The organism is Sphingopyxis sp. (assembly GCF_040216815.1).
In the GTDB taxonomy this organism is placed as follows: Bacteria; Pseudomonadota; Alphaproteobacteria; order Sphingomonadales; family Sphingomonadaceae; genus Sphingopyxis.
Genome location: NZ_JAVJOJ010000004.1, coordinates 612,819 through 638,301 on the forward strand (window position 1 = coordinate 612,819; position 25,483 = coordinate 638,301).

The 25,483-nt window shown below is 64.2% G+C and carries 22 protein-coding genes and 1 tRNA gene; 6 read left to right on the forward strand and 17 right to left on the reverse strand.

The genetic code is table 11. The features are described 5' to 3' along the window. Window positions 1-62: 62 nt before the first annotated feature. Window positions 63-1,754, reverse strand: a complete 1,692-nt coding sequence (locus RIA72_RS06805) for a M28 family metallopeptidase (RefSeq protein WP_350031555.1) — start codon at window positions 1,752-1,754, stop codon at window positions 63-65. Between the two features lie 520 nt (window positions 1,755-2,274). Between RIA72_RS06805 and RIA72_RS06810 the strand changes: the two genes are divergently transcribed. After that, window positions 2,275-3,414, forward strand: a complete 1,140-nt coding sequence (locus RIA72_RS06810) for an HsdM family class I SAM-dependent methyltransferase (RefSeq protein ID WP_350031556.1) — start codon at window positions 2,275-2,277, stop codon at window positions 3,412-3,414. 95 nt (window positions 3,415-3,509) lie between these two features. Next, window positions 3,510-4,031: a hypothetical protein gene (locus RIA72_RS06815; RefSeq protein WP_350031557.1), complete on the forward strand. Its 522-nt coding sequence runs from the start codon at window positions 3,510-3,512 to the stop codon at window positions 4,029-4,031. On the opposite strand, the gene RIA72_RS06820 is transcribed toward RIA72_RS06815, so the two are convergent. The 7 genes from RIA72_RS06820 to RIA72_RS06850 all read right to left on the reverse strand — a co-directional run bounded on the left by RIA72_RS06820 (window position 3,942) and on the right by RIA72_RS06850 (window position 10,682). Further along, on the reverse strand, window positions 3,942-4,640 hold the full coding sequence (locus RIA72_RS06820; protein WP_350031558.1) for a hypothetical protein: 699 nt from the start codon (window positions 4,638-4,640) through the stop codon (window positions 3,942-3,944). The two genes, RIA72_RS06815 and RIA72_RS06820, sit on opposite strands and share 90 nt — an antisense overlap. A 339-nt stretch (window positions 4,641-4,979) precedes the next feature. Continuing rightward, window positions 4,980-5,055: transfer RNA gene (locus tag RIA72_RS06825), tRNA-Lys, on the reverse strand. 113 nt (window positions 5,056-5,168) lie between these two features. Beyond that, window positions 5,169-6,275 carry a rod shape-determining protein RodA gene (rodA, locus tag RIA72_RS06830; protein ID WP_350031559.1) on the reverse strand — a complete coding sequence of 369 codons (1,107 nt, stop codon included), beginning with the start codon at window positions 6,273-6,275 and terminating at the stop codon, window positions 5,169-5,171. Next, window positions 6,272-8,182, reverse strand: a complete 1,911-nt coding sequence (gene mrdA, locus RIA72_RS06835; RefSeq protein WP_350031560.1) for a penicillin-binding protein 2 — start codon at window positions 8,180-8,182, stop codon at window positions 6,272-6,274. The genes rodA and mrdA overlap by 4 nt, the downstream gene beginning before the upstream one ends. Before the next feature lie 10 nt (window positions 8,183-8,192). After that, complete coding sequence (locus tag RIA72_RS06840; RefSeq protein WP_350031561.1) at window positions 8,193-8,714, reverse strand: rod shape-determining protein MreD; 522 nt, start codon at window positions 8,712-8,714, stop codon at window positions 8,193-8,195. Beyond that, window positions 8,711-9,616 (reverse strand): rod shape-determining protein MreC, encoded by a 906-nt coding sequence (gene mreC, locus RIA72_RS06845; protein ID WP_350031562.1) that lies wholly within the window; start codon window positions 9,614-9,616, stop codon window positions 8,711-8,713. Before mreC ends, RIA72_RS06840 begins: the two co-directional genes overlap by 4 nt. Before the next feature lie 19 nt (window positions 9,617-9,635). Next, window positions 9,636-10,682 (reverse strand): rod shape-determining protein, encoded by a 1,047-nt coding sequence (locus RIA72_RS06850; RefSeq protein WP_350031563.1) that lies wholly within the window; start codon window positions 10,680-10,682, stop codon window positions 9,636-9,638. Window positions 10,683-10,879: 197 nt separating this feature from the next. Between RIA72_RS06850 and mutL the strand changes: the two genes are divergently transcribed. Together mutL and RIA72_RS06860 are read left to right on the forward strand one after the other, a co-directional pair. Then, complete coding sequence (mutL, locus tag RIA72_RS06855) at window positions 10,880-12,700, forward strand: DNA mismatch repair endonuclease MutL (protein ID WP_350031564.1); 1,821 nt, start codon at window positions 10,880-10,882, stop codon at window positions 12,698-12,700. 12 nt (window positions 12,701-12,712) lie between these two features. Next, window positions 12,713-13,744, forward strand: a complete 1,032-nt coding sequence (locus RIA72_RS06860) for an MBL fold metallo-hydrolase (RefSeq protein WP_350031565.1) — start codon at window positions 12,713-12,715, stop codon at window positions 13,742-13,744. Here the strand turns inward: RIA72_RS06860 and RIA72_RS06865 are convergent. Further along, a complete protein-coding gene (locus RIA72_RS06865) occupies window positions 13,741-15,306 on the reverse strand; it encodes an alkaline phosphatase D family protein (RefSeq protein ID WP_350031566.1) in 1,566 nt (521 codons plus the stop codon). The genes RIA72_RS06860 and RIA72_RS06865 overlap by 4 nt on opposite strands. A 70-nt stretch (window positions 15,307-15,376) precedes the next feature. Further along, complete coding sequence (locus RIA72_RS06870; RefSeq protein WP_502957941.1) at window positions 15,377-16,123, reverse strand: MauE/DoxX family redox-associated membrane protein; 747 nt, start codon at window positions 16,121-16,123, stop codon at window positions 15,377-15,379. A 32-nt stretch (window positions 16,124-16,155) separates the two neighbouring features. Between RIA72_RS06870 and RIA72_RS06875 the strand changes: the two genes are divergently transcribed. Then, window positions 16,156-16,557: a MerR family transcriptional regulator gene (locus RIA72_RS06875; protein ID WP_350031568.1), complete on the forward strand. Its 402-nt coding sequence runs from the start codon at window positions 16,156-16,158 to the stop codon at window positions 16,555-16,557. Window positions 16,558-16,898: 341 nt separating this feature from the next. Here RIA72_RS06875 and ychF read toward each other — a convergent pair whose 3' ends face one another. Further along, window positions 16,899-17,996, reverse strand: coding sequence for a redox-regulated ATPase YchF (ychF, locus tag RIA72_RS06880; protein WP_350031569.1), 1,098 nt, complete (start codon window positions 17,994-17,996; stop codon window positions 16,899-16,901). 131 nt (window positions 17,997-18,127) lie between these two features. On the opposite strand from ychF, the gene RIA72_RS06885 reads away from it, so the two are divergent. Then, the gene (locus RIA72_RS06885) at window positions 18,128-18,781 is read left to right on the forward strand and encodes a CAP domain-containing protein (protein WP_350031570.1); all 654 of its coding nucleotides are present in this window, start codon (window positions 18,128-18,130) and stop codon (window positions 18,779-18,781) included. Between the two features lie 48 nt (window positions 18,782-18,829). On the opposite strand, the gene RIA72_RS06890 is transcribed toward RIA72_RS06885, so the two are convergent. The 6 genes from RIA72_RS06890 to RIA72_RS06915 form a co-directional block, all read right to left on the reverse strand. Continuing rightward, a complete protein-coding gene (locus tag RIA72_RS06890) occupies window positions 18,830-20,704 on the reverse strand; it encodes a PhoX family protein (protein ID WP_350031571.1) in 1,875 nt (624 codons plus the stop codon). A 143-nt stretch (window positions 20,705-20,847) separates the two neighbouring features. Beyond that, window positions 20,848-21,843, reverse strand: coding sequence for an SDR family oxidoreductase (locus RIA72_RS06895; protein WP_350031572.1), 996 nt, complete (start codon window positions 21,841-21,843; stop codon window positions 20,848-20,850). A gap of 151 nt (window positions 21,844-21,994) precedes the next feature. Then, complete coding sequence (gene pth / locus RIA72_RS06900) at window positions 21,995-22,564, reverse strand: aminoacyl-tRNA hydrolase (RefSeq protein ID WP_350031573.1); 570 nt, start codon at window positions 22,562-22,564, stop codon at window positions 21,995-21,997. Between the two features lie 149 nt (window positions 22,565-22,713). Further along, entirely contained in the window at window positions 22,714-23,355 is a 642-nt protein-coding gene (locus RIA72_RS06905; RefSeq protein WP_350031574.1) for a 50S ribosomal protein L25/general stress protein Ctc, read from the reverse strand. 279 nt (window positions 23,356-23,634) lie between these two features. Further along, window positions 23,635-24,417 (reverse strand): TraB/GumN family protein, encoded by a 783-nt coding sequence (locus RIA72_RS06910; protein WP_350031575.1) that lies wholly within the window; start codon window positions 24,415-24,417, stop codon window positions 23,635-23,637. Window positions 24,418-24,530: 113 nt separating this feature from the next. Continuing rightward, complete coding sequence (locus RIA72_RS06915; protein ID WP_350031576.1) at window positions 24,531-25,478, reverse strand: TraB/GumN family protein; 948 nt, start codon at window positions 25,476-25,478, stop codon at window positions 24,531-24,533. Window positions 25,479-25,483 lie beyond the last annotated feature (5 nt).

Here is a 25,483-nt window from a genome sequence, read left to right on the forward strand (position 1 = left end):
GCGGCAATTCAGAGCAGCGTAACTACTCTGAATTGCTTCGCTGCACTCGCAATGACGCGGCGTTACTTTGCGGCAGCGCGCGACTTGTCGCGGGCGGCGCGGAATTCGTCGCCCTCGACCCAATTGGGCCACGCGTCGGTCATCGCGAGCATCCGGCCGGCGGCGTAATAGAGGCGCAGGTCGGACATCATGCCATCCCAGTTGGTGATCGCATCATATTCGTCGGCGGGGGCGTGATAGCGGTTCTTTTCATAATCTTCGGCCGCTTTCTTGCCCGCCTCGATGCCGCCTTCGACCAGATCGTCGCCGCTGCCGAAATTGAACATCGGGACGCCAAGCTTGGCGAAGCTGAAATGGTCCGACCGGTAATAAAAGCCCTTTTCGGGAGTCGGTTCGGCCTTGACGGTGCGGCCCTCCATTCTGGCGAGCTTTTCGACATAGGCGTCGAGCTCGGACTTGCCACCGCCGACGACTACAATATCCTTTGCCGGACCGATGGCATTGAGCGCGTCCATGTTCACGCCGCCGACCGTCTGCGCCAGCGGGAAGACCGGGTTCTCGGCATAATATTTCGATCCGAGCAGGCCCGATTCCTCGGCAGTGACGGCGAGGAAGACGATGCTGCGGTCGGGCGCCCCCGCCTTCTGAAACGCCTGCGCCAGCGTTACGAGCCCGGCGATACCGCTCGCATTGTCGACCGCGCCGTTGCAGATGTCGTCGCCGTCGACGGGCGTGCAGCGGCCAAGGTGGTCCCAGTGGCCGGTGTAGAGCACATATTCGTCCGGACGCTTTGCGCCCGGCAAAACGCCGATGACGTTGCGCGACATCTTTTTGCTGATCGCATTGTCGAAGGCGAAATTGGCCTTCACGCCCGTCAGCGCGACCGGTTTGAACCCTTTTTGCTTCGCGGCTTCGCGCAGCTTGTCGAAGTCCTGCCCGGCGCTTGTGAAGAGTTCTTTCGCCTTGGGCAACTGGATCCAGCCATTGGCAAGGGTCTGGCTCGCGCCGCCGTCCTTGCTGTCGGCCAGATATTGCGTGCCCGTGTTGCTGCTTTCCACGACATTCCAGCCATAGGCCGCAGGCTCGGTGTCGTGAACGATCAGCACCGCCGCGGCGCCCTGACGCGCGGCTTCTTCATATTTGTACGACCAGCGGCCGTAATAGGTCATCGCGCGGCCGTTAAAAACACCCTCGGTTTCCTTGGTCTCCCAATCGGGATCGTTGACCAGGACGACCACTGTTTTGCCCTTGACGTCGATTCCGGCATAATCGTTCCAGCCTTTTTCGGGCGCGTTGATGCCATAGCCCACAAAGACCACGTCGCTGTCCTTGACCGCGGTTTTGGGCTGAACGCGCCAGCTGAACGCGACATAATCTTTTGCATATTGGGCCGTCACCGGCGTCTTGCCGCCGGTGAAGCTCAGCGGCGTGACGTTCTCGGCGGTGATCTCGACCAGCGGGACATCCTGCGTCCAGCTGCCGTTGTTGCCGGGTTTCAGCCCCGCTTCCTCATATTTCTTGATAATATAGGCGACGGTCTTTTCCTCGCCCGGCGTACCCGGCGCGCGGCCTTCATAGGCGTCGGACGACAATTCCTTCGTCACCTCTTGCAGCGTGGCGAGCGAAAGCTGGGGGATTTCAACATCGGGAATCGCGGCTGCCGCGGCTTTCCGCGCGTCGCTGTCGCTGTTGCACGCAGCGAGCAGCGCGAGCGCGGCAAAGCCGGCGACCTTCCAGGGGGCGGGACTAGGCATAAGGCTCCTCTTTGTAATAATGTTACGACCCTGCCAGAGCGGCGGCGAAGGTGCAAGAATGGAGCGCCGCGAAGTGGCAAATGGCTGAGTTCCGGCGCGGTGGAGCGAGTCTATGCAGGTGCTCTGGGCACAACGGGTGTCGGGAGCCTCTTCGATGGGGACAGAGTCTTTCCGACGAACCGCCCATTCAAGGGGACAATAGCCTTTCAGCCTGTTGGACGCGGTCAACCGGTGGGTGAAAAGCGAACAGTTCGTGGGCACAGGCCACGGGTGGCAAGCACCATGCGCCGGGCAATCGCTTGTCCAGCTGCTACCGGGCCGCGACGTAAGTCCGTTCGGGTCATGAGGAACCTTCAGTCAGCGGGGAACCGTTGCCGTAGATTTGGCACTTGTCTTTTGCGCACGTCATCCGCATTGCGACCTAGGTCATAGTTGGGAGGGCGTCACTCGTCATATGGCAAAGCGACATCATATTGGAATAGATTTCGTCTCTCGTATTCGCCGGATGCAAGAGATCATTATGGCAAACAGCGGGGTAGATGAATTCTACGAGATCATTCGTCTGATTCTTGCAAAGTATTTTGCAGAGAGTGACGGGCTAGCAGAGCTGCCAGACAGAGCGAGCTGTGACCAGCTCCTCGCTCAGCATGGGTCAGAGATCGCCTTCATCCTCGATGGGGTCTTAGAGCTTCAGACCCCTGAGAGCATCTTTGAGGAGGTTCGTCGTGTCTTCGGAACGACCCACATCCATGGGCAGGACTTCACCCCTCTCGATCAGGCGTTCGAACAACTGACCAGTCGCTCCTACAAGGCCGACAAAGGCCAGTACTTCACACCCCGGCACGTTATTGACATGTGCGTTGAGGCTGTTGATCCCAAACCTGGAGAATTGGTGTGTGACCCTGCCTGCGGCAGCGCGGCCTTTCTCAAGTCTGCCCACAGTTATGGCATTGAGAAATACGAGCAGGCTGCTGACCTCTATGGATTCGATTACTCCCATCGTGCCTGCCAGGTTGCTAAAGTCGTATCGCTTATGGGAGCCAACGGCGCGATCGCCGTAGAGCAAGTTGATAGCCTACGTTTGCCGGAGCGAACCTTGTTGGAGGGAACGGAGGGCACCATCGAGGCCCTAATGGGGCCTGACTTCGCCGGTTTCGACGTGATCCTGACAAACCCTCCCTTCGCGGGGGATGTGTCGGCAGAGACCTTCGCCGCCGCCTATGACGTCGCGCGCGCAACTGGTAAGCGGTTGGAGAGGGATGTTTTGTTCATTGAGCGGTGCATCCGACTGCTGAGGGTCGGGGGGAGGCTGGCAATCGTGCTTCCCGATAACAAGGTGAGTAGCCGAATCTTCCGCGACGTGCGGCTCTGGCTGGGCAAGAACAGCGAGATACGGGCGGTAGTAAGCCTACACCGCTATACCTTCCTGCCCTACACGACGCAGAAGGCGGCGGTCATATTTGCGGTCAAGCAGGCGCCCGCGCTCTCACCCTACGAGGCGCAGGTTCACTTCTTCCGCTCGGACGCGGCGGGTAAATCCAGCAACGGCTCTCCGACCTTTCGCCCGGACGCCGACCCGGACGCGCCCGTCTATAGATCACTCGATCATGACCTAGATGAGATTGCCCCCCGTATTAGGAGCGTGATGTGCGCTGGATAGCTCGACCATTTCTAGAGACAGGGGCAGATTTCTCCCTCTCCCCGGAACACTGGCTTGCTAGTGAGACAGCTAGCCAACTGACCGGCGGCGCTCTCTTGAGCGAGATCGTGCAGTCAGTGACCAAGACGCAGGTGCCGCCGGAGGACGCCCGGTTTGTGCTCGACACTGGCAACGCGCGCGAGGGACTTTTAGACATAACAATCCTTGGCGACCCTGTATCCGGGCGGACAAGCGCCAAGAAGGTTGCGCGCGACGGCGACGTGATTGTCTCGCGCCTGCGGCCCTACCTTCGGCAGGTCACATTCATCCCGCCGGGAACCTGCGACCTTCTCGGAATTGACAAGCTCTACTGCTCGACGGAATTCTTCGTTCTTCGCGCACGCGAGGAGGGCCGGAACATCGCCGGGTTGGTCGCTTGGCTGCTGAGCGAGCCGATACAGGACATGCTGGCGGCGGCGGCGACCGGCGGGCATCACCCGCGCATCAGTGCCGACCTCTTGCTCAGCTCGCCGGTTGAGGAGCGCTACCTAGGTGTCGAGACCAGCGAGAAGATCGCCGCCGTCCTCCGCCGCCACATCGAGGGCCAGCGCGATCTCTTGGTCCTGCTTCGACATTGACCACGGTTCGGGATAGGTGCCCTTGGCGGTAAACTGACAGCCTGCCTGCTTGAGAAACTCTTGGAGCGGGCGGTATGGTATCCGCTTCATCTCTCCGAAGTTCGTATCCTCGTTGAAGTGATAGCCCTCGCTCTCCTTCCGGCCATATCCAGCTTCGTTCAGCGCAAGGCCGTCAGTCCTCGCCTTGCGGCCAGCCTTGCTGAGAATTGTGGGCGTCTCATAGTTGCCGAACCACCGACCGCCGCCGCTTGTCATTCGGTGGTCACGAGCATTGATACACTCGATCACCGGGAAGAGGCCAACGTCAACGATGGTGGGTGAGAGGAGGGTCGGATCATCTCGGACCGGCTCAAGCTCGTAGACCAGCAGCAAGAGTGCGTCCCGGTCGGGATCGACGTTCTTTATCGTAACCTTCTGTGTGAGGCGCGCCGATGGCTCTCTAGGCGTCGGCGGCTTCTTCATCGGCACGTTGGGATTGTCGCGGAAGGCACCCTTCAGCTCGATGCGATACCCGGAGTCGTGCTCGAAATCCGGATAGCCCTCCCGGTCTCCCAGGATGCCAGCGGCCTTGGTGAGGCCAATGCCCTGCTCAAGCGCTATGCGCGGCAAGAGAAGATCGGTTAGAGTTCCGACAATCGTTCCAACTTGAGACGGCTCAATTTGAAGCGCCAGGTCAGTAGGTAGTTGGAGGTATTTGACTTGTGCTCCGCACAACGGTTGCAGTGCCGCCCTCAACGCCTTCAGAGCGTCATCCGTCCTTATTGATCCCCATGCAGTCACAGTTCATGCCCCCGGTTAACTTCCACGGACCGTGACAAACTGCATCGCATTGAGTCAACGGTGGAACGTCGCCCATGGGGCGCTAACCAGCAAACGGCATGTTCACCGTCTTAACCCCGTCCTTCTAAGACGGCGGACCCTTGGGGCGGGGCTAACTTACTGAAAAAGTGGTGGACGCACTAGGGCTCGAACCTAGGACCCGCTGATTAAGAGTCAGCTGCTCTACCAACTGAGCTATGCGTCCATATGCCGGTTTCCGGCCTTCGCGATGCGGGAAGAAATCGTCCTGCGTCGTGAAGAGAGCGGCCCGCTATCATGGCGCCGCACCCTTGGCAATGGGCTTGGGGAAATTTTTTGTCAGTGAAAGCGGCGCGCGCCCGTCTTGCTGTCGTTTTCGATCGCGAGGATGATGCCGATGCACGTCATGATCGTCAGCATCGACGATCCCCCGTAGGAGAAAAGCGGCAACGGGATGCCGACGACGGGGGCGAGGCCCATCACCATCATCAGATTGACCGCGATATAGAAGAAGATCGTCATGGTGAGCCCCGCCGCGGCGAGCTGGCCGAAGCGCGTCCGGGCTTTCAGCGCCACGCGGGTCGACCAGCGGAGCAGGAGGAAAAAACCGAACAGCAGGGCGAGACCGCCGATCAGCCCCCATTCCTCGGCCATCGTCGCGAAGATGAAGTCGGTGTGCCCTTCGGGCAGATAGTCGAGGTGGCTCTGCGAACCGTTCAGAAAGCCTTTGCCGCCGATACCCCCCGAACCGATTGCGATCTTCGACTGGCTGATGTGGTAGCCCGCACCCAAGGGGTCGCTTTCAGGATCGAGGAAGATCAGCACGCGCCGCTGTTGATAGTCGTGCAGCATGGAGAAGAGGATCGGCAGCGCGGCGAGGCCGGCAATCGCGGCGCCGCCGAACCACCAGAAGGGCAGGCCGGCGACAAACATAACGATTACGCCGCCGATACAGATCGACAGCGCAGTGCCGAGGTCGGGTTGCAGCATGACCAGTGCTGCCGGCAAGCCGATCATCACCAGCGCCGGCCACAGCGCGGTGACGGTCCGCGTGCTGGCAGGCGGAAGCTGCGCATAAAAGCGTGCGAGTGCGACGACGATGGTTACTTTCATCAGCTCGGACGGCTGAAGGTTCATAAAACCGAGGTTGAGCCATCGTTGACTGCCCCCGCCGACAAATCCCAAGAGTTCGACCGCGAGCAGCAGGATGAGCACGCCGATATAGGCGAGATAGGAAAAATCCTCGAAAATCCGGAGCGGCAGGCGACCCAGAATGAGCGCGCCGCCCAGAAAAACCAGAAAGCGCACGCCTTGCTGCCACGCCCAGGGCGACCAATTGCCCCCGGCGGCCGAATAAAGGACGAGCAGGCCGAATCCCGTGATACCGCAAAGGATCGCGATCAATTTCCAGGGAATGCGCTGGATCGCGGGCGGGACGGGGATCATTGCGGCACCCCCGGATCGGGATCGCTCGACGCGCCGGCTTTCCACGCGGCATAGTCGCGCTCCATCCGCTCGCTGATCGTTCCGCCCCAACCGGACTCGAGCGTTTCGAGCGCCTCCATCCCCTTTTCGCGGTCGAACAAATAGGTCATGAAATCGCGCGCGACGGGGGCTGCTGCACGGCTGCCGCCCATCCCATGTTCGATGACGATTCCGGTCGCATAGCGTGGATTTTCGACCGGCGCGAAACCGACGAACAGGCCGTGATCGCGATATTTCCAGGCGCCGCCCTGGCCGCGCGAGCCCGACGCCAGCCCGCGCACCTGCGCCGTGCCGGTCTTGCCCGCCATGGTGATACCGTCGAGCGGCAGGCGGCTGCGCACCGCGGTTCCTGCGCCGTTGACGACGCGGTCCATGCCGGCGCGTGCGACGGCAAGAGCTTCGGGCGAAAAGGGCAGCGCTTCATTCTCGAACTGCCGGTTGACGAGGCGCGGATAAAGGCGGCGGCCCGACGCGATGCGCGCGGTCATCACCGCGAGCTGCAGCGGATTGACGCTGACATAGCCCTGGCCGATCACCGCGTTCAGCGAATCCGACGCGCTCCATTCCCGGTCATATTTGCGAAGCTTCCATGCGCTGTCGGGAATGGTGCCATAGCGCTGGTTGCTCCCCGCAAGGCGGAACTCCTCGCCCAATCCGAGCAGCCGCGCGGTCGGCGCCATCGCATCATAGCCGAGCCGGTGCGCGAGCCAGTAGAAATAGCTGTTGCAGCTTTTCTCGATCGCCGTCGGCATGTCGATGCTGCCGTGCGTGCCGAGGCAGCGGAAAAAGCGGCTGCCGAGCCGATAGCCGCCGATACAGGTGTGGCGTTCGCTGGGATCGACACCGTGCTCGACCGCGGCGATCGCGGCCATCGGCTTCAGCGTCGATCCGGGGGGGTAGAGCCCGCGTGTCGCCTTGTTGATCAGCGGCTGGTGATCATCGGCGCGGAGCCACGCATATTCGGAGTTGCTGATTCCGTCGGAAAAACTGTTGGGATCGAAGCTCGGCATCGAGACAAAGGCCAGAATGTCGCCATTGTGGCAGTCGATCACCACCGCCGCCCCCGACTCGCGACCCATTCGCCGCGCGACATATTCCTGCAAACCCGCGTCGATGGTCAGGTGGACGGTCTTGCCCTGTACGTCGGGCTGGGTGTCGAGATCGCGCACGACCTTGCCGCGCGCGGTGACTTCGACCCGCCGGGCGCCGGGCTTGCCTTTCAGCATTTCCTGAAAATATTTCTCCAACCCATCCTTGCCGATCTTGTATCCCGGCGTGATGTAGAGCGGGTCCTTTGCCTTTTGATATTCTTCGGCATTGGGCGCGCCGACATAGCCGATCAGGTGTCCGACCGCCGCCCCGGTCGGATAGTTGCGCGCAAAGCCGCGCTGGGGCGCAACGCCGGGCAATTCGGGCAGACGGACAAGGATCGAGCTATATTCGGCTTCGGTCATATCCTCCTTGACCGCGACCGGCTGATATCCCGAAGCCGCCTTGAGGTCGCGGTTGATCCGCTCCATCGTGTCGCCGTCGAGCCGCAGCAGCGTCTGGAGTTGACCCAGCACCATTTCGCGGTTGTGAAGCCGGTCGGGAATGAGGTCGATGCGAAGACTGACGCGATTGTTCGCCAGCGCCGTGCCGTTGCGGTCGACGATCCAGCCGCGCCGCGGCGGGATGAGCGTCAGGTTGACGCGGTTGCTTTCGGATTCCAGGACATAGCGGTCGTTGTCGACCACCGAGATATAGGTCATGCGCGCCGCCAGCGCGACGCCGACTGCGGCCTGGCCCGCGCCGACGACAAGCGCGCGGCGGGTGAAGGTGATGCCCCTCCACGCTTCGGTGATCGGCGGTTTTTTGTTGTTCGGCATGGACGCGGTTTTATCGGCGCTTCAGCCGGAAATTGTCAAACTTGCCGGTGAGCCGCATGAACAGCGGCACGAGCAGCACGGACACGACAATCTGCGGCACGACGAGGCCGAGCATATGGGCGGCATCGGCGCCGGGGTGGGTGATGAGCGCGGCGAGCGACTGGATCGCCGCAACCAGCAGCGCGGCAATCGCCCAGTCGTGAAAGAAGCCGCGCCAATAGATGCGCTGCGAGGAATAAGCGATCGCGATGCTTGCGAGGGTCCACAGCCCGGCGGCTGTGCCAATCGGCGCCCCGCTGAACAGATCGTCCCACAGGCCGAGCGGCAGCCCGATCCACACCGGCCACATTTCGGTACGCAGCAACTGCCAGCAGAGGAAAAACAGCAGGCCGATCGGCGGCAGCACGGGCGAATTGGCGATGAGCGGCAGCATCAGCGGCAGCGCCGAGGCGAGCATCACGCAGGCGATCGGCACGATCCGCATCCGCCATAAAGAGGCGGGTTCGCCAAGGCGCGGGCCCTTGCGGTTCACGGCGCGGTGGCGGGGGCAGGGGGCGTCGCCGGGCCCGGCCGGCCCGCGGCCTCGATATTGTCGGGCGTGTAGGGGCGGAGCACTGCGACGGCATCGACCTTGCCGGGGTCGGCGAGCGGGCGCGCGAGCGCGCCGTCATTCTGTCGCCGCACGACGATCGCGACGGGAATGTTCGGGGGATAGAGGCCGCCGGTACCCGACGTCACCAATATGTCGCCCGGCTTGAACGGATTATTGGCGATGTTCAGCGTGCGCACGTCGAGGTCGCCGTTGCCGCGGCCGCTGGCCAGTGCGGGCAGCCCGTCGCGCGCGCGGCGTACGGGGACCATATTGTCGACGTCTGTGAGCAGCAGCACCTGCGACACCGACGGTCCGGCGGTCAGCACGCGGCCGATCAGCCCGTCCGCGCCGCGCACCGGCTGCCCCGCCGCGACGCCAAGGTTGCGGCCGATGCTGAGCAGCGCGATACGCTTGCTGCTCGTCGAGGTGGAGGTGAGCAGATAGCCGTTGGCAAGGGCCGTCTTGTCGGTTTGCTGAAGCTTGAGCAGCGCCTTGAGCTGACGATTTTCCTCCTGGAGCGAGCTGGTTGCGACCAGCTGGCGTCGCGTGTCGGCCAATTCCTTGCGCAGTCGCCGGTTCTGCGATCCTGCGGCGACATAGGCGCCGACGCTGTCATCGATGCCCGAAATCGAACCGATAACCGACCGCGTCCCGCGCGCGATCGGCGCGGTGAGTTCCTGGCTTGCAATGCGCAGCTGGGCAAAGCCGACGGGATCGGCCACCGACAGGATCGCCAGCAGCAATCCGGCTACCGCCCCGGTCACCGCAATGACATAGGCGACGAACAGGCTGTACTGGGCCTTTCGGGATTGCCCCGGACGCCGATGTGCCGGGCGGACCATGGCAGGCTCTACCGTCCGATCAGGCTTGCTGGAGCACGCCGCGGAAGGCGGGGTCTTCCATCGCGCGGCCGGTGCCGATCGCCACGCAGGTCAGCGGGTCTTCGGCGACCGTCACCGGCAGGCCGGTCGCATCGCGCAGCAATTCGTCCAGTTCGGCGATCAGCGCGCCGCCGCCGGTCAGCACAATGCCCTGGTCGACGATGTCGGCCGCCAGTTCGGGCGCCGTGTTTTCAAGCGCGATGCGTACACCCTCGACGATCGTGCCGATCGGTTCGGACAGCGCCTCGGCGATCTGGGCCTGATTGATCGAGATTTCCTTGGGCACGCCGTTTACGAGGTCGCGGCCCTTGATGTGGATCGTCATGCCCGTGCCGTCGGCGGGGATGCGCGCGATGCCGAAATCCTTCTTGATCCGCTCGGCGGTCGATTCGCCGATCAACAGATTGTGGTGGCGGCGAACATAGGAAACGATCGCTTCGTCCATCTTGTCGCCGCCCGCGCGGACCGACGTGGTATAGGCAAGACCGCGCAGGCTGAGCACGGCGACTTCGGTGGTTCCGCCGCCGATGTCCACCACCATCGATCCGATGGGTTCGGTGACCGGCATGTCGGCGCCGATCGCCGCGGCCATCGGTTCCTCGATCAGATAGACCTCGCTCGCGCCCGCGTTCGACGCGGCATCGCGGATCGCGCGGCGTTCGACGCTCGTTGACCCGCTGGGCACGCAGATCACGATTTCGGGGCTGCGAAAGGCGTTGGGCTTTCCGCCATGCACTTTGGTGATGAAGTGCTTGATCATCTGTTCGGCGACGTCGATGTCCGCGATGACGCCGTCGCGTAACGGGCGGATCGCCTCGATGCTGTCGGGGGTCTTGCCCATCATCAGCTTGGCATCGTCGCCGACCGCCTTCACCCGCTTGATCCCGTTCAGCGTTTCGACGGCGACGACCGAGGGTTCGTTGAGCACGATGCCCTTGCCGCGCACATAGACGACCGTATTTGCGGTGCCGAGGTCGATGGCCATGTCTTGCGAATTGAATTTCAGAAACCGGGAAAAGAAGGACATCTATACTGCTTCCTGTCATCGGATCGCCGGGGACCGTAAACGGCCCCGCGCCCCTGCCGCAATCTAATCCGCTTGCCGTCCGGCAACAGGACCAATCAGGGGAAGATTCCGGCTCGTCCGAAGGGCTGGCTGGATAAAATGATCAGGGCTGTGCGGGTGGGTCGCGATTTGCGTCCGACTGCGCTAGGACAGCCCCCATGTCAATACGCCGCCTGCCGGAAAAGCTCGTAAATCGGATCGCAGCCGGTGAAGTGGTTGAAAGACCCGCCGCGGCGCTCAAGGAACTGGTTGAAAACGCCATCGACGCGGGCGCGACTCGGATAGCCGTGCGAATCGGCGAGGGCGGGATCGCGCGGCTGGAGGTCGAGGATGACGGTTGCGGCATGACCGCCGCCGACATGGCGCTCGCGCTTGAACGCCACGCGACGTCGAAGCTCCCCGACGAAGCGATCGAGGCGGTGACGACGCTGGGATTCCGTGGCGAGGCTTTGCCGTCGATCGCCAGCGTCGCGCGGCTGACGCTCGAAAGCCGGACGGCGGACGGCGACGGCTGGCGGCGCGTCGTCGACAATGGCGCGCTGGTTGCCGAAGGGCCCGCGGCGCTCGCCAAAGGAACGCGCGTGATCGTCGAGGATCTGTTCGCGCGTATCCCCGCGCGGCGCAAATTCCTGCGCAGCGCGCGTAGCGAATATGCCGCCTGCCTGGATGTCGTGCGGCGGCTGGCGATGGCGCGTCCCGACGTGGGCGTCACCGTCGAGCATGACGGCCGCCGCGTGCTCGATGTGCAGGGCGGACAGGACCGCATCGCGCGCGTCGCCGCGCTGACCAGCCGCGACCTCGCGACGAACAGCATCGGCGTCGACCTGGCGCGCGGCGACGTCCATCTGGGCGGGGTCATCAGCCTGCCGACCTACAATCGCGGTATCGCCGATCATCAATATCTGTTCGTCAACGGGCGGCCTGTGAAGGATCGGCTGCTCGTCGGGGCGCTGCGCGGCGCTTATGCCGACCTGCTCGCGCGCGATCGTCATCCGGTCGTCGCGCTCTTTCTCGACGTACCGACGAGCGAGGTCGACGTGAACGTCCACCCCGCCAAGACCGAGGTGCGCTTTCGCGATCCGCAGCTGATCCGCGGCATGATCGTCGGCGGCCTGCGCCGCGCGCTCGACGAGCATGGCTTCCGCAGCGTCCAGCGCCCCGCCGAGGCGGCGCTGAACGCATGGCAGCAGGAGCCGGTGGCGCCGCAGCCGGCGACCGGGTTCCTGTTCGACCAGCGCGCCGCGGCTAGCGCGCCGGCCGTGTACCCGGGCGTCGATGAGGCGATCCTGCCCGCGGGCGACATCGCGCGCGTCTACGACCGATTGATGCCGTTCGCGGCACCCGCGCCGATCGCCGGGCGCGCCGAACCCGCGACGGCCCCGGTGCCGCAGGCCGAAGCCCATCCGCTCGGCATCGCTCGCGGCCAGATTGCCAAAACCTATATCGTCGCGGAGGCCGAGGACGGGCTCGTCATTGTCGATCAACATGCGGCGCATGAACGGCTGGTGCTCGAAACGCTGAAACGCGGGATGGCGGGGCAGGCGGTGCCGTCGCAAGGGCTGCTGATCCCCGAAGTCGTCGAGCTTGACGAACCTGCGTGCGACCGGCTCGAAGCCGCCGCGCCAGGCCTCGCTGCGCTCGGCGTGGAACTTGAGCGTTTCGGACCCGCTGCCGTGATGGTGCGCGCGACCCCGGCGATGCTGGGCGCGATCGACTGTACCAGGCTTGTCACCGACATCGCCGACGATCTGGCGGGTTATGATGCGGCGCTGGGGCTTAACGAAAGGCTCGATCTGGTCGCGGCGACGATGGCGTGCCATGGCTCGGTACGGGCGGGGCGGACGCTGACCGTCGCCGAAATGAATGCCTTGCTGCGTCAGATGGAGATCACGCCGCATTCGGGCCAGTGCAACCACGGGCGCCCGACCTGGGTGAAGCTGGCGATGGGCGATGTCGAAAGGCTGTTCGGGAGGAAATAGGAGGAGGGGACGATGTATTTCGCCAGTTTCCGCGATGGTGAAGGGTGCAAATCCTATATTGTCGGCTGCGAGGAAAGCTGCGCCGCGGCGATCATCGACCCCGCGCTCGACCTTGTGGATCGCTATATCGGCGACGTGAACAGGCAGGGGCTGCGTGTCCGCTACATCATCGACACCCACACCCACGCCGACCATTTTTCGGGCGCGCAGGCGCTGAAGCGCGCGTTCGGCGCCCCCATCGTGATGCACCGCCTGTCGCCGTCGCCTTATGTCGACCTGCATGTCGAGGACGGCCACTCGCTGCCGCTCGGCGCGATGCGGATGAAGATATTTCACACCCCCGGCCATACGCGCGATTCGATGGCGATCCATGTCGAGGATCGCGTTTTCACGGGCGACACATTGTTGATCGGCGGCACCGGGCGCAGCGACCTGCCGAGCGGCGATCCCGATCAGTTGTTCGACAGCCTGTTCGGCAAGCTTTTGATGCTGCCCGACGAAACACTCGTCTTTCCCGCGCACGACTATAAGGGGCGCGAAAGCAGCACGATCGGCGAGGAACGGCGCAGCAACCCGCGCCTCGCCAAGACCGAGCGCGCCGATTTCGTCGCGCTGATGAACAGCCTCAATCTGTCGGCGCCGACCCATCTGACCGAGGCGCTGCGCACCAATATGTCGGGCGGCAAGACGGTGCGGCAATTGCTCGTAGAAGCGGGATCGAAAGTGCCGTTTATGGCCCTTGACGAACTCAGCCGGCGTATCGCGACGCGCGCCAACGATTTCGTCATTCTCGACGTGCGCGAAAAGGAGGCGTTCGGCGCCGGGCATGTGCCGGGCGCGACGCACCTGCCGCGCGGTCAGCTGGAACTGCGGGTCAACGATGTGCTGCCCGATCCGGGGGTCGAGATTCTGACCGTCTGCGAATTTGGGAAAATTTCGACCCTTGCTGCCGCGACCCTGCGCGAATTGGGATTTGGCCGCGCGACCGCGCTTGACGGCGGGATGAAAGCGTGGCGCGATGGCGGCTATCCGGTCGAGACTTAGGCCATCTTGACCCCGGCCACGCCGCGCTCCACCACGCCCGTCGCGCGTTTCGACAGGCTGTTCACCGGCGTCGTCACCTTGTCGACGACCATGAAATGCGTCTGCCACGCCTCGCGCCCCACCTCGCAGACAAGATAACCGCGCTGGTCGTTAGCGAATTTCAGCTCGGGGTTGCGCGCCAGCCATTCGTCGGTGCCGACGCGCTTGTCGCTGCCGTCGCCGCCGCTCGAGATCGAGGTGGCGACGAATTCGGCGCCGACGACCTTGTCCTTGAGGACCAGGTCGCCGCAGAAATTCTGATGCTCGTCGCCGGTCAGCACGACATTATTGTCGAGCCCCGCAAAGCGCGACAACATCCGCGTCCGCGGCGCTTCATACCCTGCCCAGCTGTCGAGGTTCAGGATCTTTTCGGTTTCCTCCGGCCGCCGCCGCCGGTCGAGCGACATCATCGTCACCTGCTGCGCCAGCGCGTTCCACGTCGCGCCGCCGCGCGCCAGGTTGCGCGCCAGCCATTCCTCCTGCGCCTTGCCCAGCACCTGACGATCCTTGGCAAACACATCGTCGCACGCGGGCTTGAAGCCGTCGCCGCACGGCTGGTCGTCGCGATATTGCCGCGTGTCGAGCAGCTGCATCGCCATCAGGTCGCCATAGCGGAACTCGCGGTGCGCCGCGACCATGCCGCCGCGCGGTAGCAGCGACCGGCGCACCGGCATATGTTCGTACCACGCCTGCATCGCCGCCTGTTTTTTCAGCATGAAGATTTCGGGCGGCGCGGCGTCGGGATCGTTGCCGTCGAGGCCGAGTTTCCAATTGTCGATGTCCGAAACCCAGTCGTTGCGGATCTCGTGATCGTCAAAGCTCGACAAATGCGCGTGCGCCGATCGTACCGCCTGCTGGTCGATGTCGAGCAGCGTCTGGGCATAGGCATTGCGGTAATCGGTCAGGTCGAACAGCGCGCGCTGCGCATAATGGCGCACCGGACGGATCGGCAGGCCGTCGTCGAACAGATAGTCGTGGCGATATTCATAGATGAAGTCGCCGTAATGATAGACGAAGGCCAGATCTTCGCGCGCCATATGGCGATAGGCGCCGTAAAAGCCCGCTTCGAGATGCTGGCACCCCGCGACGCCGAATTTCAGCGCGTCGACGCGCGCACCGGCGGCGGGCAGGGTCCGCGCGCGCCCGCGCAAGCTGCGTTCGCCCGCGGCGGTGAAGCGGTAATAATAGGGGCGGTCGGGTTCCAGGCCGCCGACCTCGACATGGACGCTGTGCGCGAGTTCAGGGCGCGCCAGCGCGGTGCCTTTCGCCGCCACGTCGCGAAAGCCGCCGTCGCGCGCCACCTCCCATTCGACCGGCACATTGGTCAGCGGCATTCCGCCGTGGCGTTCCATCGGTTCGGGCGCGAGGCGCGTCCAGATGACGAAGCCGTCGCTCGCCGGATCGCCCGATGCGACGCCGAGTTGGAAGGGAAAGTCGCGGAGCAGACCCTGCGCGCGGACAATCGCCGGAGCGGCAAGCCCGGCGACGGTGGCGCTGGCAAGGAAATGGCGGCGGTTCAACATGGCGCGGCTCCGAAGGCGAATCACCTGCCCTCGATAGCCGAGCCATGTCGGACTTCAATGACACACTATGTCAGAACCACGTCCGCATCATCCACACCGCCATCGCCAGCATCGCCAGATTTTCGGTCAGCGAGATAAAGCCCAGTGGCACCTTGCTGCCGCCGCCGACGCAGGCGCATTTGAGCTCGCGCTTGTCGATATAGACCGCCTTGAACACCGACGCCGCGCCGATGCCGCCGATGAACAGCGCGACCGGGATCGACAGCCAGGGCAGGGCATGCGCGGTCATCAACACGCCCGCCAGCCCTTCGGCAAAGGGATAGACAAAGCCATAGGGAACCCAGCGCTTGGCGAGCAGATCATAGTTCAGGAACATCGTCGCGAACGTGTCGACGTCCTGGAGTTTCAGCAGCGCCAGCACGATCATGCTGAACGAGATGAACCATTCGGCGGCGCGGATGGTCAGCGCGTCGCCATAGGCGGCGTGGCTCGTTGCCAGCGCCATCAGCGCGGTCATCACGAACAGCGCGATCACCGGGCGATAGCTGGTGGCGTCGGGATCGCGCACCTTCAGCCCGAAATGGCGGCGCAGATCGTCATAGCCGCCGATGCGGCGCCCATCGATAAAGGTCTGCGGCGTCGTCTTGACGCCATGTTCGGCCTTGAACGCATCGGTCTGTTCGCGCGTTTCCAGCCAGCGATCGTCGACCGTATAGCCCTTTCTTTCCAGAAGATATTTTGCCTTGAGGCCATAGGGACAGATGTGTCCGGGCATGACCATGCGATAAAGTATTGCCTGTTTTGTCATGCCGCCCATATAGCTTCCGTACCATGGTACGGAGTCAAGCGGTGCAGATCACCATCGGAAAGCTGGCGCGCGCGGGCGGCGTCGGCGTCGAAACCATCCGCTATTACCAGCGCCGCGGCCTGATGCAGACGCCGGTGCGCAGCGGCGGCGACGGCTGGGGCGGGGGCATTCGCCGCTATGGCGAGGAAGATGTGCGGCGGTTGCGCTTCATCCGCGCGGCGCAGGGCGCGGGCTTCACGCTGGAAGAGATTGGCGAACTGCTCGCGCTTGAGTCGAGCGACGACCGCTTTCGCGTGCGCGAACTCGCGCGCCAGCGGATCGCGGTACTCGATGGCAAGATCGCGCAGATGACCGCCACGCGCGCCGCGCTGACACGCCTCGCCGACCAATGCGCGGCGAGCGACAAGGGGCCGTGCCCGATCCTGACGGCGTTCGAGCCGTAGGGGCGAGGAGGCGCCGATCCGCAACGGCCGCTTTCGACCGGTAGATGTCCCGTCATCCCGGCCTTCGCCGGGATAACGGATAAAGGAAGGTCGGGAAACCGCCCCAATCAGGACATCTGAAAAGCGCTGTCCTGCATTATCCCGCTGTGTCAGCTTTCGTCTGGCTCTTGCAGTCGGTGAACAGAAGCTCGCATCCCGCTTTTGAATGCGGGTCGCAACTGCGCGCATCATATCCGCCGGACACCGCAAGCCGGGGGTCGCACAAGGCTGACCTTTCCTGACCTTTGGACAGATTGCGCCCCAGGCTATGGCGCCTGCTCCCCACGCCCAAAGCTGCCCGATCAGCTGTGCAGAAAATGCATCACGTCGCCGTCGCTGACGACATAGGCCTTGCCCTCGGCGCGCAGCTTGCCGGCTTCGCGCGCCTTCGCTTCGCCGCCGAGCGCGACATAGTCATCATAGGCGATCGTTTCGGCGCGGATGAAGCCCTTCTGGAAATCGCTGTGAATCTCGCCCGCGGCTTCGGGTGCGGTCGCGCCCTGATGGACGGTCCATGCGCGCGCTTCCTGCGGGCCGACGGTGAAGAAGGTGATCAGGTGCAGAAGTTCGTAACCCGCGCGGATCACGCGCGCGAGGCCCGTTTCGGTCAGCCCCATTTCGGACAGAAACTCCATGCGATCGGCCATGTCCATCGTCACCAGCTCGCTTTCGATCGCGGCGGATACGACCACGGCCTGCGCCCCCTCGGCCGCGGCCTTGGCAAAGACCTTTTCGGAAAAGGCGTTGCCGTTCGCCGCGCTGCCTTCGTCGACGTTGCAGACATAGAGGACGGGCTTCGAGGTCAAGAGCTGCGCGGTGCGGAGCACGCGGGCTTCCTCGGCGTCCTTGGGCTCGACGAGCCGCGCAGGCTTGCCGTCGCGGAGCAGGTCGAGCGCCTGGCCCAGTACCGAGGCGGCGATCTTCGCTTCCTTGTCGCCCTGCGCGGCCTTTTTGGCAAAGGCAGGAACGCGCTTTTCCAGGCTTTCAAGGTCGGCGAGCAACAGCTCGGTCTCGACCGTCTCGGCGTCGGCGACGGGATCGACCTTGTTTTCGACATGCTGGATGTCGTCATCCTCGAAACAGCGCAGGACATGAACGATCGCATCGACCTCGCGGATGTTGCCGAGGAACTGGTTGCCGAGGCCTTCGCCCTTCGACGCGCCGCGGACAAGGCCCGCGATGTCGACGAACGCGAGCTGCGTCGCGATGATCTTCTTGCTGTTCGCGATGACGGCGAGCTTTTCGAGCCGCGCATCGGGCACCGCGACATTGCCGATATTCGGCTCGATCGTGCAGAAGGGGTAGTTGGCCGCCTGCGCCGCCGCGGTTTCGGTCAGCGCGTTGAACAGGGTGGACTTGCCGACGTTGGGCAGGCCGACGATCCCGCATTTGAAACCCATAAAAACTCCGTGAGGTTCGGCGCTTCGTTGAGCAGGGCGCCGGTGTTGCAGCGCCCCTAGCGCCAGAACGCGCCGCGCGCCAGTCTTTGCCGTTGCGCCGCGTTCAGACTTGGCCTTTTATCGCGCAAGCCATGAAGCCATCGCGACCGATCGCCGCCGTCCTTGTCCTGCTCGTTTTTGGCAGCGCCGCCGCGCTTGCCGCGCCCGATCGGTTCGAGGCCGGCGTGTTCGCCGAACTCAACCGTTTTCGCAGCGACCCCGCCGCCTATGCCGATTTCCTCCGCGACTATCGCCCGCGCTTTGCAGGGCGGCGGCTGCTTGCGGCCGAGGAAGGGGAAATCGACATCATGACGCGCGAAGGCGTCGCCGCGGTCGACGAAGCGATCCGCGACCTGCGCCGTGAAAAGCCGCTGCCCGAACTTGCGTGGAGCAACCTGCTCGCGCGGGCAGCTGCCGATCATGTCGCGGTCCAATCGCGATCGGGCGCCGTCGGCCATTATACGCGGGGGCAGGGGCCGGGCGAGCGGATGCGCGCGCGCGGCGGCGGCCCCTATGTCAACGAAGTCATCACCTATGGCCATCATACGCCCGCGGGCGTGGTCGACCAGTTGCTCATCGACGACGGCGTCCCCGATCGCGGCCACCGGTTCAGCCTGCTTCGCCCGACGCACCGCTATGCGGGCGTCGCCTGCGGGCGGCACCCGGTTCACCGGACCATGTGCGTCACGCTGATGGCTGGAACCGCCGACGGCTCGCCGCCTCCGCCGCCGAAACGCACACCATAACGCCAATACCCCGTCCGTCCCCCCAGACGGACGGGGCAGGGTCAGGGGTCAGTTGCCGACCGGCTGGTTGTCGGTGCGGCGCACGACGACCGTGGACGAGCGCGGCGCTTCACCAGCGACCGGCCAATTGCCCGTCGGATGCTGGATATTCACAAAGAAAGTGGTGAGGTCGGGAGTATAGGCCAGCCCCGTGATCTCGCAGCCAAGCGGGCCGACAAGAAAACGCTTCGATTTCTTGCTCACCTGATCGACATAGAACATCGCATTGTGGCCGAACGCCTGATCGATCGTCGTGCCGCTGACCCCCGAGTTGCCGGGAACGCTATGGTCGGTCTGCACCCACAACCGGCCTTGCGGGTCGATGCGGATGCCATCGGGGCTGGAAAAAGTATCGCCATCGATATTGCCGACCAGATTGTCCCCGCCCGCCGCCAGCGCCGGGTCGCCCGCCATCAGGAAGATTTCCCAGCTGAATTTGGTCGCCGTCGGCGAATCGCCTTCTTCGCTGAACTTCAGGATATGGCCGTGCAGGTTGCGAATGCGCGGATTGGCGGGGTCGGTGACCCGGCGGCCGCTGTTGTTGGTCAGCGCTACGAAAACCGCCTTGTTGTCGGGCGCCACCGTGATCCATTCGGGACGATCCATCACCGTGCCGCCGGCGACGCGCGCCGCCGATTTGCAGTTGATCAGCACTTCGGCCTGATTGTTGAAATCGACCGTCACCGGCGCGGGCGGCGTCGTGCTCTGGCTGGGGTTGCCCGGATCCTGCGCGCCGGCGGTCAGGCCGTTCTGGCCGACGACGAGCGCACGCCATTCGCCCGTGCCGTCGCCGTTGAAGCGCGCGACATAGAGCGTGCCATAGTCGAGCAGGTCGGTGTTTGCGGCGCGGTTCGTGTCGCTCCACGGGCGGTCGGGGACGAATTTATAGATGCAGCCGGGGGTCGAATCATCGCCCATGTAAAAGGCGACGCGGCGGTCGGCGCTCGACATGAAGGCGACATTTTCGTGATCGAACCGTCCCATCGCGGTGCGCTTCGTCGGCTGCGCCAGTTGGCCCAGCGGGTCGATCTCGACCACCCAGCCATAATTGTTCGCCGGCTGCGTCGGGTCGAAATAATTGTCGGTCGTTTCTTCGCAGGTCAGATAGGTGTTCCAGGGCGTGCGCCCGCTCGCGCAATTGTTGAGCATACCCTTGATGCTGCCCGACAGCAGTCCCGCGGCGGGGCCGGCTGCGCGATAGCTGCTGTTGCCGGTATAGCGGCGGTTATAGGTCGACCCGGCCTGGACCGTCCATTTGCCATCGCTGCCCTTGGCAATCTCGACAACGCCAATGCCCACCGCCGACAGCGCCAGCGCCTTCTGGTCGGGGGTCGCGGTCGACGCGTTATAGCTGCCGTTCATCAGAATGTGGAAATCGGGATATTCGAAATTGATCGCCAGCAGACCGCGGCTGTTGGCGTCGACACCGGGGATGGCGAAATATTCCATGCCGTCATGGTTACCGCCCGCCCATTTCTCGGCGACTGCGGGACTTGCCGGGAAGCTGCCCGAATAGGGCGCGCCTGCCTCGACCGAATCGCCCGCCTTCAACAGAACGTCGACGGTATAACCGTTGGGGACGGTAACGCGGTCGTCCTGATTCGCGGCGACGGCGGCAAAGCTTGCCGCAAAGCTCGGCGGCGGCGTTGGCGTGGGGGTCGGGGTCGGCGTGGGCGTCGGCGGCACGGTCACGACCGGGCTGCCGTCGTCATCGCATGCGGCGAGCGCCATCGCCGGAATCACCGACAGGCCGAACAGCCCGTTCCTCAGAAGCGTCCGGCGCGTCGGATTTTCCGCGACGATCGCCTCGAGGCTGCCAGGTCCCGGAACAGCGTCGGTTTCGCCGCGAAAAGGTGCGCGGGCTTCGTCGGTAAGATGTGACATGCAGTTCCCCTGTTTTTCGGTTGAGCTCCGGGACTCGATTGTCCCGGTTCGGAGGTGGCGCACCGATTGCAGAGGTTCGTGTCAGCCGCGTTGCTCGACCGTGTCGAAACGCGGCGACGTGCGTGACACTTGTATGACGCCGATCAGTCGTGGACCGCCTTCACCAACGGACCAAGCCGGCCGCCGCCGAGCCACGCGAGCTGGACTTCGGCCGACACGCGGTTGATCGGCTCCTGCGGCTTGGCGCCGGGATGCACCGCGCGGCGCAGCGGGCGCTGGCCCGGCGGCATCGCCATGATTTCGGCGATCGCGCGCGGGACGTCGGCGGGGTCGGCGCTGCGCCCGCTGCCATCCTCGGTTCCCATGCCGCGCGTGAAGGGATCATAGGCGGCGAGCAGCGCGGGATCGCTCCGGTCCTTGAGCGCGCCGGTATAGGCATTGCGGTTGACCCACACTTTCGTCGGATAGCCGCCGGGCTGGATGACGGTGACGTCGATGCCGTGCGGCACGAGTTCATAGGCCATCTGCTCCGACAAAGCCTCGACCGCGAATTTCGTCGCCGAATAATGGCCGCCGCCCGGCACGATGACGCGGCCGAGCTGTGACGAGATGTTGAAAATCTGCCCGCCTTTGCCCTCACGCATTTGCGGCAACAGCGCGCGGAGCATCCGCTGGATACCAAGGACATTGGTGTCGAAGATCAGCTTCGTCGCTTCCATGTCCTGCACTTCGACCGGACCCGTGATCCCGATGCCGGCATTGTTGATCAGCGTGTCGATCCGCCCGCCCGCGAGGTCGAGCGCCCGCGCGGTCCCGCTCGCGACCGAGGCATCGTCGGTCACGTCGATCTCGACGATGTGGAGGTCGAGCTTTTCCTTCGCGGCTTCGGCGGCCAGGCTTTCCGCTTCGGGGCGGGGCAGATTGCGCATTGTCGCGATCACCTTTGCGCCAAGCTGCGCATAAAGCAGCGCGCCGACGCGACCAAAGCCGCTGGAGCAGCCGGTTATCAGCACGGTGCGACCCTTGAGCGAGGGTGGCGCCGCGGGCGTCGCCGCATGAAGCAGGGCAGGGGTTGCGGCAGTGAGCGCGGCGGCGCCCGCGATCAGGTCGCGGCGGCTTGGGCGATGGCGGTCGGGCATGAGGGTGGCTCCTTTCGCCCGCGATCATGCCTTACTTCGGCTGCGTCGCCAAATGAGCGGTTGAAGTTCGCCTTTGGATGGTGAGGCGGGCTGCCTTGACCCTCCCCACGCCTGCGGCGCAGGGAGGATAAAAGCCTCAGCCGCCCCAATCTCAGCCCTGCAATCGCAGCGCGAGGTCGCTCTGGAACCGAACCTCGTCACCGTCCGCCAGCCACTTCGCCTCGGCGGCGATCGCGCCGAGAAGGTCGATCAGCGGTTCCATCTCGCTCTTGTGATAATTGCCGAGGACGTGCCCGGTCACGCGGTCCTTGTGCCCCGGATGGCCGATGCCGATGCGGATGCGGCGGAAATCCTCGCCGATATGCTGGATCATCGACCGGATGCCATTATGCCCTGCCGCGCCGCCGCCCTGCTTGACCTTGACCTTCATCGGCACAAGGTCGAGCTCGTCGTAAAAGGCGGTGACGTCCTGCGGCGCCAGCTTGTAGAAATCCATCGCCGCGCGCACGCTGCGCCCACTTTCGTTCATGAAGGTGCCGGGTTTGAGCAGCAGGATGCGCTGCGATCCGATGCGCCCTTCCTGGATCCAGCCCTGAAATTTCTTCGTGGGCGCCGGAAAGTCGTAAAAATCGGCGATGACGTCGGCGGCCATGAAGCCGACATTGTGACGGTGCATCGCATATTTGGGCCCCGGATTGCCAAGGCCGACCCAGAGCTGCATTCCTCTTCTCCCCTCCACTTCAGGGGAGGGGCAGCGAGACTTGCGAGCTGGCTCGCTAGTCGCAGCGGGGTGGGGCCATCGGCCTTACGCTGCCCCGCAGAACCCCACCCCAACCCCTCCCCGGAAGGGGAGGGGCTGAAGTGCTGGTCTTAGGCTTCTTCGCCGCCTTCGGCAGCGGTTTCTTCACCTTCATCCTTCGTCGTGTCGCCGTCGCTCGACTTGAGCGCCGACGGGGCGACGATGGTGGCGATGGTGAAGTCGCGGTCGGTGATCGCGCTTTCGACGCCCTTCGGCAGGGTGACGTTGCTGATGTGGATCGAATCGCCGACATCGAAACCGGTGACGTCGATCGCGATCTCGTCGGGGATCTTGTCCGCGTCGCAGACAAGTTCCAGTTCGTGACGAACGATGTTCAGCACGCCGCCGCGCTTCAGGCCCGGCGAGGCTTCTTCGTTCTGGAACGAAACCGGTACCGCGACCTGAACCTTGGCGTCCTTGGCAATGCGCAGGAAGTCGGCGTGGATCGGGCGATCCTTGACCGGGTGGAAAGCGACGTCCTTGGGCAGGGTGCGGATGGTCTTGCCGCCCACTTCGATCATCACGACCGAGTTCATGAAGTGACCCGTCATCAGCTGCTTCATCAGCAGCTTTTCTTCGACGTGGATCATCAGGGGTTCTTCTTTGCCGCCATAGACCACGGCGGGGACGCGGCCTTCGCGACGCAGTTCACGCGAGGCTCCCTTGCCTCCGCGTTCGCGCGTCTCGGCCGTCAGCGTCAGCTGATCGCTCATCATATTTCTCCGAGAAACAGTTACACAGTCCGCCACGCCTCCAGGGATGACCATGACGGAAGCCGCGGCGCTTAGCGGGGAACGGCCGGAAAAGCAAGCGGGACGGGCGGTAACGCGCAGGGGATCGGTTTCGGCCGGAATACGACCTTCATTCCATCGTCATCCCGGCGAAGGCCGGGATCTCGCCGGTGCGGCAAACCGTCAGGGTAGATCCCGGCCTTCGCCGGGATGACGAAACTAAAGACGGCCGCTCCCTACCTCAATGCCGCCACACACCCGCTATTGCACCCGCCGGACCCGTACTCCCCGCGCTTCCAGCAACGCAGGGACGCCATCCTCCCCGACGAGATGCCCAGCGCCGACGGCCATCAGCACCGTGCCCGGCCGCTCCATCCGCTCTATCGCCCACGCGCTCCAGCGGCGGTTGCGGTCGGTGAGGATCGCCTTGCGCGCGGCGGGCACCGCGTCGATGCCTTCGTTGATGACGTTTTCGAGCGCCGCGACATCGCCGCGGCCCCACGCCGCGGTCATGGCGAGCACATCGGCAACCCCGCTATCGGCCTTTTCGGCTGCGCGGCGGAGCAGCGCACGCTGCGCCGCCGGGCCGAGCGTTTCAAACAGCATTAACTGTTCGCGCGCGCGCTCCAGCCCCATGATAGGCTTGCCGACAGCCTCGAACCGTTCGGTCAACCGCGTCTCGACCCCTTCGTCCGGCACCAGTTCGGCCTCTTGTGCGATACGCTGTCCCATCAGTACCATCACCGCCCAATCGTCGAGCGCGTCGCCGTTCAGCGACCCTCCGCTCGCCTCCAGCGCGCGATAGCCGGTGAGCGCCCTGCCCGTCAGCCGGGCGTCGATCGCCAGCGGCGCCTCACGCGGGGCCAAAGCGCGGAACGCCGCGGCTGCGGCACCAAGCTCGGCGGGCGATAATTCCATCACCAGTTCGTCGGCCGCGTCGATCGCGGTGCCGACCGCGCCATCGTCCCAATCGGTCCCCTGCGGCAGCGCGTGCATCGACCCCAATATGTAGATGCGCGTGTCGGCGTCCTCGGCCAGCCACATGGCCGGTGCCGCCTTCGTTCCGGGGTCGGGGGATCCGCATGCTGCCAGCAGGAGCGGAAAAAGGGCCGCCGCAAAGCGGCGACCCCCTAGTCCGCGCCCGGTCGGCACAGCCCTCAATAGTCGACCCGTTCGACGACCAGACCATGCTCCTTCAGATAATCCTGCACGCTTTTTTCGCCGGCAAGATGCCCCGCACCCACCGCCACAAAGACGGTGCCCGGCTGGTCCATCCGCGCCTTCAACTGTTCGGCCCAGCGCGCGTTGCGATCGTACAGCAGCGTCTGCGCCAGTTCGGGGGTCGCGGCGAGGCTTTCGTTCATCGCGACCGCCAGTCCGTCGGGATCGCCTTTCCCCCACAGCACGACCATCTCGTCGAGCGTCGGCCCCAGCTTGTCGAGGTCCTTCACCACCGAATTGAGGAAGGCGACCTGCTGCGCTTCGGGAAGCGTGTCGAAAAAGCCGAGCTGCTCGCCCAGCGTTTCGAACCCGGCAACGGGTTTGGCGCCCTCCTTGGCGAAGCGGGTGAGCTGCTTTTCGACGCCCTGTTCGGGGTCATAGCCCAATTGGGTGAGCGGCAGGATCGACAGGGTGATGGCTGCGAACCAGGGCTTGAACATGTCGAACTGCGCGGGCGGCAGGCCCACGCTGGCCATCGCCGCCTGATAGGCGGCAAGCTGTTCGGCGTCGAGCCGCGAGCTCAGCGTCTTGCCGCTCTGGTCGAGCGCCAGCGGCATCATCGTCTTTCCGACCTCGGCCTGATCGTCGGGCACCACGAGTTCGAGCATCAGCTGGTCGGAGCTGTCAAACGCGTCCTTCACCGCCTCGTCGAACCAGCTGAGGCCGGGTTTCAGCACATGGACGGTGCCGAACAGATAGATCGTCGTGTCCTCATCCTTCACGATCCACAGCGCGGGATCGGCATCGGTGGTCGCCGGCGCGGCTTCGGCCGCGGGGGCAGTGGGTTCGGCGGCGGACGCAATATTGCCGCCGGGGATCAGCGCGCAATGCGCCAGCGGAATGATCGCACAGGTTGAAGCGAGCGTTTTGAACCAGTTTTTCATGCAGA

Bases quoted from the DNA above. Each gene is read 5' to 3' on its own strand.
- RIA72_RS06870 (WP_502957941.1), bottom strand. From the start codon at position 16,123: ATGGGCGGCATGACAAAACAGGCAATACTTTATCGCATGGTCATGCCC.
- RIA72_RS06905 (WP_350031574.1), bottom strand. From the start codon at position 23,355: ATGAGCGATCAGCTGACGCTGACGGCCGAGACGCGCGAACGCGGAGGC.
- RIA72_RS06805 (WP_350031555.1), bottom strand. From the start codon at position 1,754: ATGCCTAGTCCCGCCCCCTGGAAGGTCGCCGGCTTTGCCGCGCTCGCG.
- RIA72_RS06890 (WP_350031571.1), bottom strand. From the start codon at position 20,704: ATGTCACATCTTACCGACGAAGCCCGCGCACCTTTTCGCGGCGAAACC.
- RIA72_RS06850 (WP_350031563.1), bottom strand. From the start codon at position 10,682: ATGTCCTTCTTTTCCCGGTTTCTGAAATTCAATTCGCAAGACATGGCC.
- mreC (WP_350031562.1), bottom strand. From the start codon at position 9,616: ATGGTCCGCCCGGCACATCGGCGTCCGGGGCAATCCCGAAAGGCCCAG.
- RIA72_RS06895 (WP_350031572.1), bottom strand. From the start codon at position 21,843: ATGCCCGACCGCCATCGCCCAAGCCGCCGCGACCTGATCGCGGGCGCC.
- RIA72_RS06810 (WP_350031556.1), top strand. From the start codon at position 2,275: ATGGCAAACAGCGGGGTAGATGAATTCTACGAGATCATTCGTCTGATT.
- RIA72_RS06915 (WP_350031576.1), bottom strand. From the start codon at position 25,478: ATGAAAAACTGGTTCAAAACGCTCGCTTCAACCTGTGCGATCATTCCG.
- ychF (WP_350031569.1), bottom strand. From the start codon at position 17,996: ATGGGTTTCAAATGCGGGATCGTCGGCCTGCCCAACGTCGGCAAGTCC.
- mrdA (WP_350031560.1), bottom strand. From the start codon at position 8,182: ATGCCGAACAACAAAAAACCGCCGATCACCGAAGCGTGGAGGGGCATC.
- RIA72_RS06860 (WP_350031565.1), top strand. From the start codon at position 12,713: ATGTATTTCGCCAGTTTCCGCGATGGTGAAGGGTGCAAATCCTATATT.
- RIA72_RS06885 (WP_350031570.1), top strand. From the start codon at position 18,128: ATGAAGCCATCGCGACCGATCGCCGCCGTCCTTGTCCTGCTCGTTTTT.
- mutL (WP_350031564.1), top strand. From the start codon at position 10,880: ATGTCAATACGCCGCCTGCCGGAAAAGCTCGTAAATCGGATCGCAGCC.
- rodA (WP_350031559.1), bottom strand. From the start codon at position 6,275: ATGATCCCCGTCCCGCCCGCGATCCAGCGCATTCCCTGGAAATTGATC.
- pth (WP_350031573.1), bottom strand. From the start codon at position 22,564: ATGCAGCTCTGGGTCGGCCTTGGCAATCCGGGGCCCAAATATGCGATG.
- RIA72_RS06865 (WP_350031566.1), bottom strand. From the start codon at position 15,306: ATGTTGAACCGCCGCCATTTCCTTGCCAGCGCCACCGTCGCCGGGCTT.
- RIA72_RS06910 (WP_350031575.1), bottom strand. From the start codon at position 24,417: ATGTGGCTGGCCGAGGACGCCGACACGCGCATCTACATATTGGGGTCG.